12 protein-coding genes are annotated in these 11605 nt (G+C 34.1%); 3 read left to right on the top strand and 9 right to left on the bottom strand.

Features of this window, described 5'->3' with window-relative positions; translation table 11 throughout:
* Positions 1-19: 19 nt before the first annotated feature.
* Genes ABWH96_RS16640 through ABWH96_RS16620 form a run of 5 tightly spaced genes read right to left on the bottom strand, consistent with a single transcriptional unit; the run spans position 20 to position 5282 of the window.
* Positions 20-724 (bottom strand): DUF4386 domain-containing protein, encoded by a 705-nt coding sequence (locus ABWH96_RS16640; protein ID WP_375578636.1) that lies wholly within the window; start codon positions 722-724, stop codon positions 20-22.
* A 23-nt stretch (positions 725-747) separates the two neighbouring features.
* Positions 748-2067 carry a serine hydrolase domain-containing protein gene (locus tag ABWH96_RS16635; protein WP_375578635.1) on the bottom strand — a complete coding sequence of 440 codons (1320 nt, stop codon included), beginning with the start codon at positions 2065-2067 and terminating at the stop codon, positions 748-750.
* Positions 2068-2096: 29 nt separating this feature from the next.
* The gene (locus ABWH96_RS16630; protein ID WP_375578634.1) at positions 2097-3044 is read right to left on the bottom strand and encodes a polysaccharide deacetylase family protein; all 948 of its coding nucleotides are present in this window, start codon (positions 3042-3044) and stop codon (positions 2097-2099) included.
* An 18-nt stretch (positions 3045-3062) separates the two neighbouring features.
* Positions 3063-3782 carry a lysostaphin resistance A-like protein gene (locus ABWH96_RS16625; protein ID WP_375578633.1) on the bottom strand — a complete coding sequence of 240 codons (720 nt, stop codon included), beginning with the start codon at positions 3780-3782 and terminating at the stop codon, positions 3063-3065.
* A 42-nt stretch (positions 3783-3824) separates the two neighbouring features.
* A complete protein-coding gene (locus ABWH96_RS16620; RefSeq protein ID WP_375578632.1) occupies positions 3825-5282 on the bottom strand; it encodes an amidohydrolase family protein in 1458 nt (485 codons plus the stop codon).
* A gap of 297 nt (positions 5283-5579) precedes the next feature.
* Between ABWH96_RS16620 and ABWH96_RS16615 the strand changes: the two genes are divergently transcribed.
* The gene (locus tag ABWH96_RS16615) at positions 5580-6506 is read left to right on the top strand and encodes a PAS domain S-box protein (protein ID WP_375578631.1); all 927 of its coding nucleotides are present in this window, start codon (positions 5580-5582) and stop codon (positions 6504-6506) included.
* A 24-nt stretch (positions 6507-6530) separates the two neighbouring features.
* Here ABWH96_RS16615 and ABWH96_RS16610 read toward each other — a convergent pair whose 3' ends face one another.
* The 4 genes from ABWH96_RS16610 to ABWH96_RS16595 are packed head-to-tail and all read right to left on the bottom strand — an operon-like array spanning position 6531 to position 9001.
* Positions 6531-6881, bottom strand: a complete 351-nt coding sequence (locus ABWH96_RS16610) for a hypothetical protein (protein ID WP_375578630.1) — start codon at positions 6879-6881, stop codon at positions 6531-6533.
* 48 nt (positions 6882-6929) lie between these two features.
* Positions 6930-7508 carry an RNA polymerase sigma factor gene (locus ABWH96_RS16605; RefSeq protein WP_375578629.1) on the bottom strand — a complete coding sequence of 193 codons (579 nt, stop codon included), beginning with the start codon at positions 7506-7508 and terminating at the stop codon, positions 6930-6932.
* On the bottom strand, positions 7498-7827 hold the full coding sequence (locus ABWH96_RS16600) for a hypothetical protein (protein WP_375578628.1): 330 nt from the start codon (positions 7825-7827) through the stop codon (positions 7498-7500). Before ABWH96_RS16600 ends, ABWH96_RS16605 begins: the two co-directional genes overlap by 11 nt.
* A gap of 58 nt (positions 7828-7885) precedes the next feature.
* Positions 7886-9001, bottom strand: coding sequence for a serine hydrolase domain-containing protein (locus ABWH96_RS16595; RefSeq protein WP_375578627.1), 1116 nt, complete (start codon positions 8999-9001; stop codon positions 7886-7888).
* Positions 9002-9553: 552 nt separating this feature from the next.
* On the opposite strand from ABWH96_RS16595, the gene ABWH96_RS16590 reads away from it, so the two are divergent.
* Positions 9554-10249 (top strand): ABC transporter ATP-binding protein, encoded by a 696-nt coding sequence (locus tag ABWH96_RS16590; protein ID WP_375578626.1) that lies wholly within the window; start codon positions 9554-9556, stop codon positions 10247-10249.
* On the top strand, positions 10239-11576 hold the full coding sequence (locus ABWH96_RS16585) for a TolC family protein (protein ID WP_375578625.1): 1338 nt from the start codon (positions 10239-10241) through the stop codon (positions 11574-11576). The genes ABWH96_RS16590 and ABWH96_RS16585 overlap by 11 nt, the downstream gene beginning before the upstream one ends.
* The last annotated feature ends 29 nt before the right edge of the window (positions 11577-11605 follow it).

The following is an 11605-nucleotide window of genomic DNA, read 5'->3' as shown; positions in this document are numbered from 1 at the left end:
ATTTAATAAGGATGTCTTATTAGTTGGTTTGCAAGTTGTTAGCAGAGCTTTCTGAATCATATACTTCATTAAACCCCTTTATTATTAGCCAAAACCCTAAAATGAGTTCTAATATCGCTGTTGGTGCATTTAATATTAAATATTGAGGTGTAATCACTTCTACTACCTGAAATAAAAGTAATAGGCTAGCAAATACTGATAATACTGTTCCCAATATACCCCAAACCGAAAGCCATTTTGGTATTAATTTAGATTTTAAAAACAATAGGTACAGCAAGAGATTGCCAATGCCCAATGTTAATACCATAAATACATGATTTATATAATCCCGTGTGGTTTTGAGTACATTGCCCAAAGCTTCAAATATTAAAATGCTTTCTGATGCATTTTTTACAAACTCTTGACTTAAAGCTAAAATTGACATCAAAATAATAGTTCCAAAAGCCAATATCGCACTTGTTAGAATTCTAAAACTCAAGAAGCCTATTGATAGCCCGTTATTAAATCTTTTGATTAATGGAAATAATAAAATGGCAAAAGCCAAATAGGTTAGCAATAAGATAAATTGAAAAATAGTACTGATGATAACTTGATTAGCATTTGAAGCAGCTTCTGTTAAATAATCAGGAGAATCTACCACTGATGATATACTGAAAACACCAGTAATCATCCCAATAATAATGAGCAATCCTGCTAAGCTTGTTTTACGTTTTAGTGCTTTCATAATTTTTTATTTAGTGTCACCTTCTACTCTTTGTTCAAAATATTTGTCTTACCACCCTGAGTTATTTTCATTTGCTGTTTCTCAGTCATAAATTCAATGCTAATTCCAGCGGGCTCATATTTAAACTCGCCTTTTGCAGTTGCTTGTAAGCTCATTTTAGAATCTCCAGTTGCTTGGATAAACAATTGCTTACCCGATTTGGTAACTGTTAATTGCACAGGAAATGTCTCGCTTGAATACTGTCCGAGATACTGTTTTAGTTCTTTAGATTTTGGCTCATAGGTTCTAAATTCAGGAATATCATAATGCTTATTGAAGAGGCTGTTAACTATTGTAACTGCAACTGAATTCATACTGTAATTTCCGCCATTAGAAGTAATTGCAAAAGCATAGTTTTCATCTGGAAAATACCTAAAGACCGATATAAAACCGTCTATCTCTCCATTATGACCAAAACTTACTTTATCATAATACTGAATTTCAAACAATCCCATTCCAAATTTATCCTGAATGGTTTTCATCATTTCTACATTTTCAGCAGAGATTATTTTATTTGTGAATAAGGCTTCTGCAAAACGAACCAAATCTGTTGGTGTGGAAACAATTCCCCCAGCCCCCATGTCAATAGACGAATCAGTTTCATCCATTTTATTCCAGTTTCTATCAAGGCTATAAGCATAACATTCGTTGTTCTCTACCTTTATTTTGCCTCCAAAATGGGTATTTTTTAATTTTAGAGGCGAGGTAATTTCATCTTCCAAAATTTTTGCGAATGGTTTTTCATATATTTTTTCCAAAATATACGAAAGCAGTACATAGTTTGAATTGCTGTATGCTGCTTTTGAATCAGGCTCAAAATCACTGCCACCACCAGCAATAATTTCGACCATTTCTTTTTCTGTTTTTGGGTCGGTATGATAGCTTAAATATTCCTTCTTATTATCGGTGTAATTGTGAATACCACTTCTATGACTTAAAAGGTGAGAGATAGTGATTTTTCCAGCATTTTCAATAGTTGGAAAAAAGGTATCAATGGTTTGTGATAAACTTAATTTACCTTCTTCTATTGCTTTGAAAACCAGTACGGCAGTAAATGTTTTAGAAATGGAACCAATTTGATATTTGCTATTCTCGTTTGGTTTTTGGTCTGTATCAATATCACAGAATCCTGTTTGCTTGTTGTATATGATTTCACCTTCTTTTAATATGGCAATGCTCCCCATAAATTGATCATGGGAATCTAAAGTATTGAAATATTCATCTAGCTTATTGGTGTCAATGTTTTGAGGGTATCCTAATTGGGCAGCTGCTATGGTGATTAATAATATTTGTATGAATTTCATATCAATTAATTTTTGCAGTAAGTTATGTATCATTGTTTTTTCAATATTTCTGCATACTCTTTCTCAATTTTAGACAAATCAGGTTCTTGCTTCATCCAACTTATCCGTTCTTCTTGCGTATCCATCCATCTGTACAACCAACTGATTCCCCACTTTTTATAGTAGGTGTCTTGCTGCAAATAAATAGGATCCGTTAAGGATTCTTCAAAACTGACAATTTCATAATCTTCCTGTTTTAGTTTAGAGATTATTTCGCATATATAGTCTGTATTGATTGCATTGTCGTGGCATAGGTAAATATGCTTTACTGGGCGTTTGTAAATACTATTTGCCATGGATTCATAAAAGGACACCAGCTCCAATGTCTTTTCTACATATTGTTCACCTATTGCTGCGGCTTTGTCGATTTTTCCATTATTTAGATAATGTAGATATACATAATTATACATCCAGTCAGAACTTTCAACGGTAAAGGGTGCAATTACATAATCCTTCGATTTTAAATATGCTCTAATTTCTACGTGCTGAGTTGAATCTGCTCCCATATCATTGTAGGGAAATCTGAAATATTTCAATTCTTTGTCGTGCTTTTTTACGTAGTGTTTTGTTAATATTTCACCTTCATCAATTTCCTTTACAAATTTATCGAAACCAACTGCTGAATATCTGGCGTGACTGTAGGAATGGTTGCCAGCTATCGAATTTCTATTTTGAATCCACATTTCTAGCAATTCCTTATTTTTATTATCAAATTCATTATTGGTAACCTTAGCTTCATTTATGAAAATGGTAAAAGGGATATCTAAGGAATCCAAAATATTGAGTAGCCTTGGATTGAAATTCTCTTTTAGATATTTTCTGGTATTGGGAACGTCATCTATTGTTATGGATATTGATCTCTTTTGTGAAAAAGCTGAAATACTCACAAGGAATATCAGAAACAGTAGAAGTATGGATTTATAAGTAGGTTTATTCATTTTTTTAAATTAAAAATGCTATTCAAAGTAGATGTAATAAGTCAATATGATAGCCGACATATTATAAATTCCATGTGCTATAATGGAAGCTGTGAGTCTTTTCGTAGAGATAAATAATAATGTGTACATGATAGTGGGCACTAAAATATCAAACCAATCCAATGCACTAGCTGGCATATGTCCTAGCGAAAAAAGTAAAATGGATAAAATGGCAGAAAACCATAAACCGGTTTTGGGATTTTTAAAGGTATCTTTTAAAACATTGATGAAATAGCCTCTGTTAAAAAGCTCTTCTGTAATGCCACCCCCAATTACGCCTAATGCTATAAAAGAGATCACTCCTAGCATACTGCCATCATACATAGTCAACATATGGCTGATGTCTGCTCTGTTAGCCCCACCTGTGTTTGGAATAAGGAAAACGAACTGAAGAATAGTCCATAAGGCACCGAAACCTAAACCCAGTAAGATGTCTTTTTTAAGATTTACAAACTTTAATCCTATGTCACTAAAGGTTTTCTTAAGGGTTTTTAATGAAAAATAGAGCAGGGCGGTTACACCTATAAATTGAAAGAGGGCGATGAATAATAAATTAATTCCAATCTTACCTCCATTTATTTTGCTTACTCCAAAAAATACATCAGGGATAATGAAAAGGATATAACCTAAAAGAATGGTAGCAATATAAACAAGTATAGTTTTGGTTTTGCTTACAGTGGTTGTTTGGTTATTAGTCATAGTTCCTTTATTATTTACAAACTAAATGGCAAGTTTTAGAAATTAATCTTTACCAAATTGCCCATTAGTTTCATTTAAAATCAATTCAGGATTATAGCCGATTCCTTTTTTAAAAACCGTTTCAACTTTGGTGATTGTTGAAGCTTCTTTTTTCAAATCGCCATTTAAGATTACAAAATCAGCTCTTTTGCCTATCTCTATGCTTCCAATATCTGTTCGCTCCAATGCCTTGGCTCCATTGCTGGTCATAATCTGAATAGCTTCTTCGGTGGTAAAACCTGCTTCAATAAATAGTTCGAAGTTTCTTTGATCGCCAAAACCAGGTATCACATGTCTGCCGGCATCAACTCCACTGCATAAAAGTCCTCCCATTTTGAAATATTGGTATTCAAACTCCATAATGCGTTTCAATCTTTTATTTCTGGTTGAGTCCTTTAACTGATTGTCAAAATTGGTTCTTCGCTCTTCATATTGTTTCTTCAAATATTGCGACATTGCTTTTATGCTTCGCTCATCGGCATAAGCCCGATTTGGGATGCTGGCTTCAAATATGGATAAGGTAGAAGTTAAAACCACGTCATTGTCAATCATCAATTGTTGTAGTCTATTTACTTCAGGGCTATCAATGATGAGCTCATCCATATATTCCCTACCTCCGTTACACATTCCTAGTTCTTTATTGGATCTAAAGTCGCTGGTACTGTTCAAGCCATGTTCAATTCCATCAATTCCCATTTCAGAGGCTTCTGCAAAAGTTATGGAACATAAATGCCCTCTCACTTTACCCTTATTTTTATGAACTTCATCAATGATTATTTTTAATTCTTCAGGCTTCGTATTTCTATAAACCTTGAACCATTTCATATCTTGGTTTATCCAATATTGAATAGTGTCTCGAAGATGCTGTTCATTTCTTGGGATTATCATATTGGGGTTGCCACCTTCTCCAGTAATAAATGGTGCGCTTGGAATAATATCAGGACCAATTTGAGTTCCATTTGCAATGTTTTTGGAAAGTGAAAGTTCCTTCTCAGCTGAAGCTGCACCACAGGTTTGAATAGTAGTGACTCCAGATGCCAAGTATAATTTTGACGCTACATCTCCCACATATGGAAACCGTGGAATATGCAAATGATTGTGCATTCCAATAATACCTGGAATAATTGTTTTACCCTTGAGGTCAATTATCTCTGCACCTTCTGGGATATTTACAGTAGAATTATTGTCTATGGTCTTAAACAATCCATTTTCAATCAAAATCGTTTGTTTGGTTTTTATTGAATTACCTGTGCCATCCACTACTGTAGCATTTGTAAATGCTATAACATCCATATTATATTTTACATAGGGGAGGAGGCTGTCTGCTAATACATTATTTAGGTTTTTAGTCTTATCGATGCTTGAATCAGATTGTTGGTTTGATTTTGCATTGTTTTGGCAACTTGCAGTTAAAAGCAATAAAAAGAAGAGAGAGATTATAGTAAGGTGCTTTAGATTCATTTGGTAATATATCAGTCCATATTTATAGAAACTTCTAAATATAGCGGCTTGTCAAAAAACTTACAAATGTAAATTCTCAAGAGCGTTAACAAATCGTTAGCAAGCTTAAATTTTATCTCAATTTTACGTTTTGAAACTATATTGAGCAGTCAAGAAATGTTCACAGATGGATTTGATTACCAAATAATTCTTTTACTCTTATTTATTTTTAATAATGTCTATTATGAACAGATGTCATTATTTTGCATTATTGTATTGGGATATGGTAGAAAATTATAGGTAATGTATTAAGAAGAAATGAGTGAAGTAAACAATCAATTATACCGAGGGGAAGAAACTGAAAACCTTTTAAAACCGATTGATAATGATAATAGCCTTGACGGAGAAGGTTTAGCTCGATTATTGGCTGAAGAGAAAATCAATAAGCTAAAACTAATTGTAGAGAATAGTATTGACGTCATTTGTTTGCACCATCCGAAAGACGGTCGGTATTTGTTTGCCAGTCCTTCTACTGAAAAAATAATGGGTTATACTTCCGATAATTTGAAAGGAAAGGTTCCCTATGATTTTATACACCCGGACCATCTTCCCATTCTAATAAAGAACCTTTCTAACTCTATGAATGGGGCTAATGTAGCCTCACCTGAAAAGTTGGAGTTGTTGTTTCGAACAAAAAATAATGGGTATCAATGGTTTGAAGGCTATACCAAACCCATCTATAATAAAAGAAATGAGGTGGTATTGCTGTTAAGTTGCACTAGAAACATTCAAGACCGAAAATTAGCCGAGGAAGAGAAAAAAGAAAGGGAGTCTATCCAACAAAATTTGTTGTTATCTTCTGCTTTACTGGAAAAGAAAAAGGCAATTTTTGATAAAATAGAACATAAAATTCTGGAACTAGAACCCAATGTCAGGAAGGATTTAAAGAGCGTTCTTACTTATATTAGAGAAACCTTGAATTTTGATGAGAACTGGGAAGATTTTATGATCCATTTTAAAAAGGTCAATCCCGATTTTTATAAAAATATTTCAGGTGCTTACCCCTGCTTATCTGAGAATGACCTGAAATATTTAGCCTTCATTAAGCTTGGAATGACTTCTTCTGACATATCCAAAACGATGGTCATTAAAAAAGAAAGCCTAAGAGTGATTAAAACCCGATTGAAAAAAAAATTAGGACTTAATTCATCGCAAGACCTAGCGGAGTTTGTCATGAGATTTTGAGGTTCGAATCCTGTATTTTTTTAATTAGGATTTAGCTTTTTGATAATTTTCCAGGTTAACTTTTAGCCTTAGTATATGATTAAGCCCCATAATCAGCAGAAAAGATAGTAGAATCAAGAAAGGTGTTTTGTTCAATTGCAAGTGATAGTCAAAAAACACAAGCCTAGGTATAAATCCTGAAAACAGAATCATAAAAAAAACGACTATTCCACCAATCATTGCCAATAGTGGATAACGGAACGACAGGAGCTTCGGTGTGCTTGTTACCGATCTTGCTTTTTCAGCTTCAACTTTTAGCATCAATTTATCAGTAAAATCATCTGAAGTATTGACTTTACTCTTTTGAATCAGGTTTTTTGCAATTTCCTCTTTCATTTTTATTGACTTTTCAGGTTAATCTTATTTGAAGCAAATAAGTGTTTTTTACAATAAATCATTTATTTGCTTTCCCAGCAAGTTCTTTAATGCGATTCCCATATTTTTTCGCCCTCTATGCAAATCCACCTTAACTTTTGAAGTGCTAAATCCAGTGATGTCCTCTACTTCTTTTAAACTTAATTCACATAAATAGAAAAGTCTTAGGACTAGGGCTTCATCTGGTTTAAGTTTATTTAAAGCCAATACAACATACCTCTTTTGTTCTTCCACTTTTAGGTTTTGGAAAGCAGTTTTTTCAACTACCACGGAGTCATTTGAATTAACTTTTTCTAGTTCTACATGACTTTTATTGCGTTTCAATTCATTATAGGAAGAATTCACAACAATACGGTACAACCAGCTTGAAAAGGCAGACTGATGTTTGAAACTTGCTGCTTTGTGAAATACTTTCATAAAAGCTTCCTGCAGCACATCTTCCGCTTTTGCTTTGTCTTTTAATATAGAGTAAGCCAAAGAAAGGGACACATCCTTGTACTTATCGACCAACTGTCTAAAAGCATCTGTGTCACCATTCTTTACTTTCTCAATTAATACAGCATCAATATCTTTATGATCAGCTGCCAAACTTTCTTCTTAAAAAGTGAGCAGCTAACAAACCTATAGCACCGAAGAGTAAAATAGTACCCCAAACGAACAGATCGGTTGTGTCTTCTGAAAGTTCCATGGAGGTATAAATGGTTGAAACCATAAGCCCAATTCCCAAACCACCGATAATGCAACCGAGATCAATGTATTGCATTTTTCTTGAATTTGTTTGAGAGACAAGTCCTTTTTCAATCATTGCTTTTTTGATTAGGTAAGTATATTTTGCGATAATATATACCACTACAACTACTCCTGCCATTAGTACTATTGCGCCTAATGCGTCCTGATAATTTTCCATTTCTTCTGTATTTTAAATTAAAGATAAGTCACTTTTATAAATTGTGCTTTAGTTTATTTTAGAATAGTGGGCCAAATTCCTTAGATAAATGTTCCAAAAATGACTGCATTTTATCGCTGTTGGTAAACACTACCAAGCCATATTTTTTCTCAGGCACAAACATGGCATAAGCTTGAAAGTCATGATTATTACCTGTATGCATATGCATGGTCCAATTTTCGGTTTGCTTCTGTGCAAAACCAAGTCCCCAACCCGTTTGTCCTATTTCTTGCCTTAAAGGATTATCTTCTTTAAAATGGGTTTGCTCTTTAAGCATTTCATGGAAAGTAGCTTGGGATAATCCCTCTTTCTTCAACATGGCTATTATAAATTTAGCATATTCAGAGGCCTCGCTATGCACGCTTGAAAATGCATTAAATGTTTTGCCGCTCCATCTTCCAGGACCAGGTTTGTTAAAAGTCGGCTCTCCGTTTTCATCATGTCCATAAACTTTATGGGTTTCAAGATAATCATCCCAAATGAAGGAGGTGTGCTCCATTTGCAAAGGTTTTGTCACCTCTTTTTGAAACAATGCATTTAAGTCTTCCTTAAATCCTACACCTTTTTCCATACCAATTACAGCAGCTAAATATTGATAAGCTTCACCAGAATACCTAAAGTCGGTTCCCGGTTTGAATGCAAGCTTTATTTTTTCATTAAAGGCATGATTTGGAAACCCTGTTTGATGAGACAATACCATTCGAGCTGTAATCATTTTATAGTCTTCCTGTGATTCCTCATCAATTCCAGGATGTGGTAGATACTCATAAAGTGGCTTGTCCAAATCAATAATTCCTTTTTCAGCCATTTTTAAAGCGAAATAAGCAAATATGGGTTTTGAAAGGGATGCGCCTTCAAATATGCTTTGCTTTGTGATTAAATCTTTGGTTTTTGAGTTGCTAACCCCAAAAACTTCATGGTAGGCAATTTCATTGTTATTGATAATAGCAATGGACAGCCCTGGAACTTCTTCATTTTCCATTATCTTTTTTATATCAGCAGTAAGTTTGGAATGTTTTACACTTTGACCATCAAGTGTACTAATATGTATGTTTGGTGAACAGGCATTAAAAATTGTTAAAAAACCTGAGATTATTATAATATTAAAAACTGATTTTATTAATGTAGTTTTCATCTTTTAAAATTTGTGTGAGTGATATTTTTTGGTGAATTCACAAACATTCGACAAGATGGGTTAATAAAAAGTTACAGAAAGTTTTACTGCTTAAGAAAAAGCCAAAGTTTATCTTCCATTTTAATCCGATAAAAGCTTGTTTTCCCTCATCTACCATATGTTGTTTGATGATTTATTCAACAAGCCTCAATTGTCTTGCAGGAACGGATATAATCCTAACAAAAATCGGGAATTTCTTAACATTTATTCCACAATACAATAAAGTAAATAGACTGTTTCCTTATCGGGATGCCACTGACCAGTAGTGCTATCAGTAATTAATGAGCTAAAATAGGTTGTTATATGGTAGAAAAATAAATAGAAGAAAATCGGTAAAGGAAAGTCCAAGAGTTCAAAAAGAACTTTAATTGACAATCCACAAAACACCGTCCGATATCGGACGTATTCTCCCGCTTTTGAACAATAACTAAAATAAAATATGCCTTTATTAGCCTTTGAAGCCATATTTTTGAAGTGGCATACAAATTGAAAAACCACATTAAAAACTAAGATATGATCACATTAACAGATTTAGATAAATACATTAGCAATAAGTTTCAAAGGCAGTTTATCCTGAAAGGATTAAACCTCCAAATTGAAAAAGGTGAATTTGTAACCATTATGGGGCCTAGTGGTGCGGGGAAGTCCTCATTGCTCAATATTATTGGCTTGCTGGATGACCTATCGGCAGGTACTTATCATCTGTTGGATGAAAAGATAGAATCATTGAATGATAAAAAGAAATCGGCTTTACATAAGCAGCATTTTGGTTTCGTTTTTCAAGCCTATCACCTTATTGATGAACTGACGGTTTATGAAAATATAGAAACCCCACTGCTTTATAGAGGAGTGAAATCTTCAGAAAGGAAAAGTCTAGTGGCGGAAATGCTGGATAAATTTGGCATAGTAGCTAAAAAGGATTTGTTCCCGGCTCAGCTTTCCGGTGGACAGCAGCAAGTAGTGGGAGTAGCCAGAGCTATTATTGGTAAACCCTCTATTTTGTTGGCAGATGAACCTACTGGAAATCTTCATTCTACCCAATCCAAGGAAATTATGGAGCTTTTTCAGGAGTTGAACCGCCAGGGAACCACCATCATTCAAGTGACCCACTCTGAAGAAAATGCACAATACGGCTCAAGGATTATTGAATTAGAAGATGGAGCCATTCTTAAAGATATTTCGCTTAAAAATGAATTACATGTTTCGTAAAAATATACTATTTGCCTTTCTATTTTCCTTTTTGTCTTATTCCGCTATATCCCAAAACCAGGAACAAAAGGTTATAAGCTTGCATGAGGCCATCGCTATTGGCTTGAATAAAAATATTGGCTTAAGGCAGGCAGAGAATCAATTACAGAGTCTATCGATGGATCAGACTCAAGCTAAAATGGCCTATTTACCCAATGTTTCTCTAAATGTTAGAGCAACCAGGCAAGTTGGACAGCAATTTCAATTGGTAGAAGATGGATTTGAGATTAGCAATGTTCAAGCCGATAGGTTATCAGGAGGACTCAATGCCAGTGTATCTATTTTTGAGGGCTTCAATCGGCAGCATCAAATGCGCATTTCTGATTTGGAATATAAAGCGCAATCAGAAGGAATAGAAAGAGAAAGGCAGAATGTAATTTTCCAAGTCGCACAGCAGTATCTTCAAATTTTATTAGACCAGCAATTATTAGAAATCGCTCAAAAGAATGTTGAAAACCAAAATAAGCAGTTAGATCGAATTGAAGGATTTACCAAGACGGGACTCAGACCACAAGCTGATTTCTTTACCCAAAATGCTAGTGTTAAACAACTGGAAATGGAGTACATCGAAGCTGAAAACACTCTTTTGCTGGATAAAGCCCAACTTACTCAGATTTTACAGCTAAATCCATTAGAAGAATATGTGATTTCTTCAGAAGGACTGATGGATATTCCTCAAGGTAAAAAATTGGAGCTAGCAGAATTATTTAGTTTGGCGATAGAAAATAGAGCCGACTTAAAGCAATTGCAATATAGAACACAATCAGCTGATCAAAATATAGCAAGCTTAAAGGCTGGCTATTTACCAAGTTTAAGTGCGTTTTATGAATATGGAACTCAATATAGTTCCCTTAATACTTTGAATTATAGAGATCAATTGTTGGATTTATATCCCAATAATATTGTCGGTTTGAATTTGAATATTCCTATTTTCAATAATTACATCAACAAGGCAAGGGTGGAAAGGGCAAAGGTTAATTTGTATAACACCCAACTTGATTTCGAAAATACAGAGAGAATTATTTTTCAAGATGTGCAAAATGCTTATTTGAATTATAATGCTGCTATAAAGCGATTTGAGGTAAGCAATGCTGCCTTTAAAGCTGCAGAAGAAGCTTTTAAAGTGCAAGAGGAGCGTTATAATGCGGGTATAGCCAACTTAGCGGATTTGTCCTTAGCTAATCAAGAATTTGTAACAGCTTCAGCTAATAGGGAACAGGCACGATTCACCCTTATTTTTCAAAAAATGATATTGGAATATCAGGTTGGGACTTTGGAAATAGAATGATGAAATAAGGAAGGATTGAATTATTTAAC

Origin of the sequence: Marivirga tractuosa (assembly GCF_042140215.1) — a bacterium.
Classification (GTDB): domain Bacteria; phylum Bacteroidota; class Bacteroidia; order Cytophagales; family Cyclobacteriaceae; genus Marivirga; species Marivirga tractuosa_A.
The sequence above is the reverse complement of the archived record's forward strand: the minus strand, read 5'-3'. Positions and strand labels throughout refer to the sequence as shown.

Bases quoted from the DNA above. Each gene is read 5' to 3' on its own strand.
- ABWH96_RS16615 (WP_375578631.1), top strand. From the start codon at position 5,580: ATGAGTGAAGTAAACAATCAATTATACCGAGGGGAAGAAACTGAAAAC.
- ABWH96_RS16585 (WP_375578625.1), top strand. From the start codon at position 10,239: ATGTTTCGTAAAAATATACTATTTGCCTTTCTATTTTCCTTTTTGTCT.
- ABWH96_RS16630 (WP_375578634.1), bottom strand. From the start codon at position 3,044: ATGAATAAACCTACTTATAAATCCATACTTCTACTGTTTCTGATATTC.
- ABWH96_RS16620 (WP_375578632.1), bottom strand. From the start codon at position 5,282: ATGAATCTAAAGCACCTTACTATAATCTCTCTCTTCTTTTTATTGCTT.
- ABWH96_RS16600 (WP_375578628.1), bottom strand. From the start codon at position 7,827: ATGGAAAATTATCAGGACGCATTAGGCGCAATAGTACTAATGGCAGGA.
- ABWH96_RS16625 (WP_375578633.1), bottom strand. From the start codon at position 3,782: ATGACTAATAACCAAACAACCACTGTAAGCAAAACCAAAACTATACTT.
- ABWH96_RS16635 (WP_375578635.1), bottom strand. From the start codon at position 2,067: ATGAAATTCATACAAATATTATTAATCACCATAGCAGCTGCCCAATTA.
- ABWH96_RS16640 (WP_375578636.1), bottom strand. From the start codon at position 724: ATGAAAGCACTAAAACGTAAAACAAGCTTAGCAGGATTGCTCATTATT.
- ABWH96_RS16590 (WP_375578626.1), top strand. From the start codon at position 9,554: ATGATCACATTAACAGATTTAGATAAATACATTAGCAATAAGTTTCAA.
- ABWH96_RS16610 (WP_375578630.1), bottom strand. From the start codon at position 6,881: ATGAAAGAGGAAATTGCAAAAAACCTGATTCAAAAGAGTAAAGTCAAT.
- ABWH96_RS16595 (WP_375578627.1), bottom strand. From the start codon at position 9,001: ATGAAAACTACATTAATAAAATCAGTTTTTAATATTATAATAATCTCA.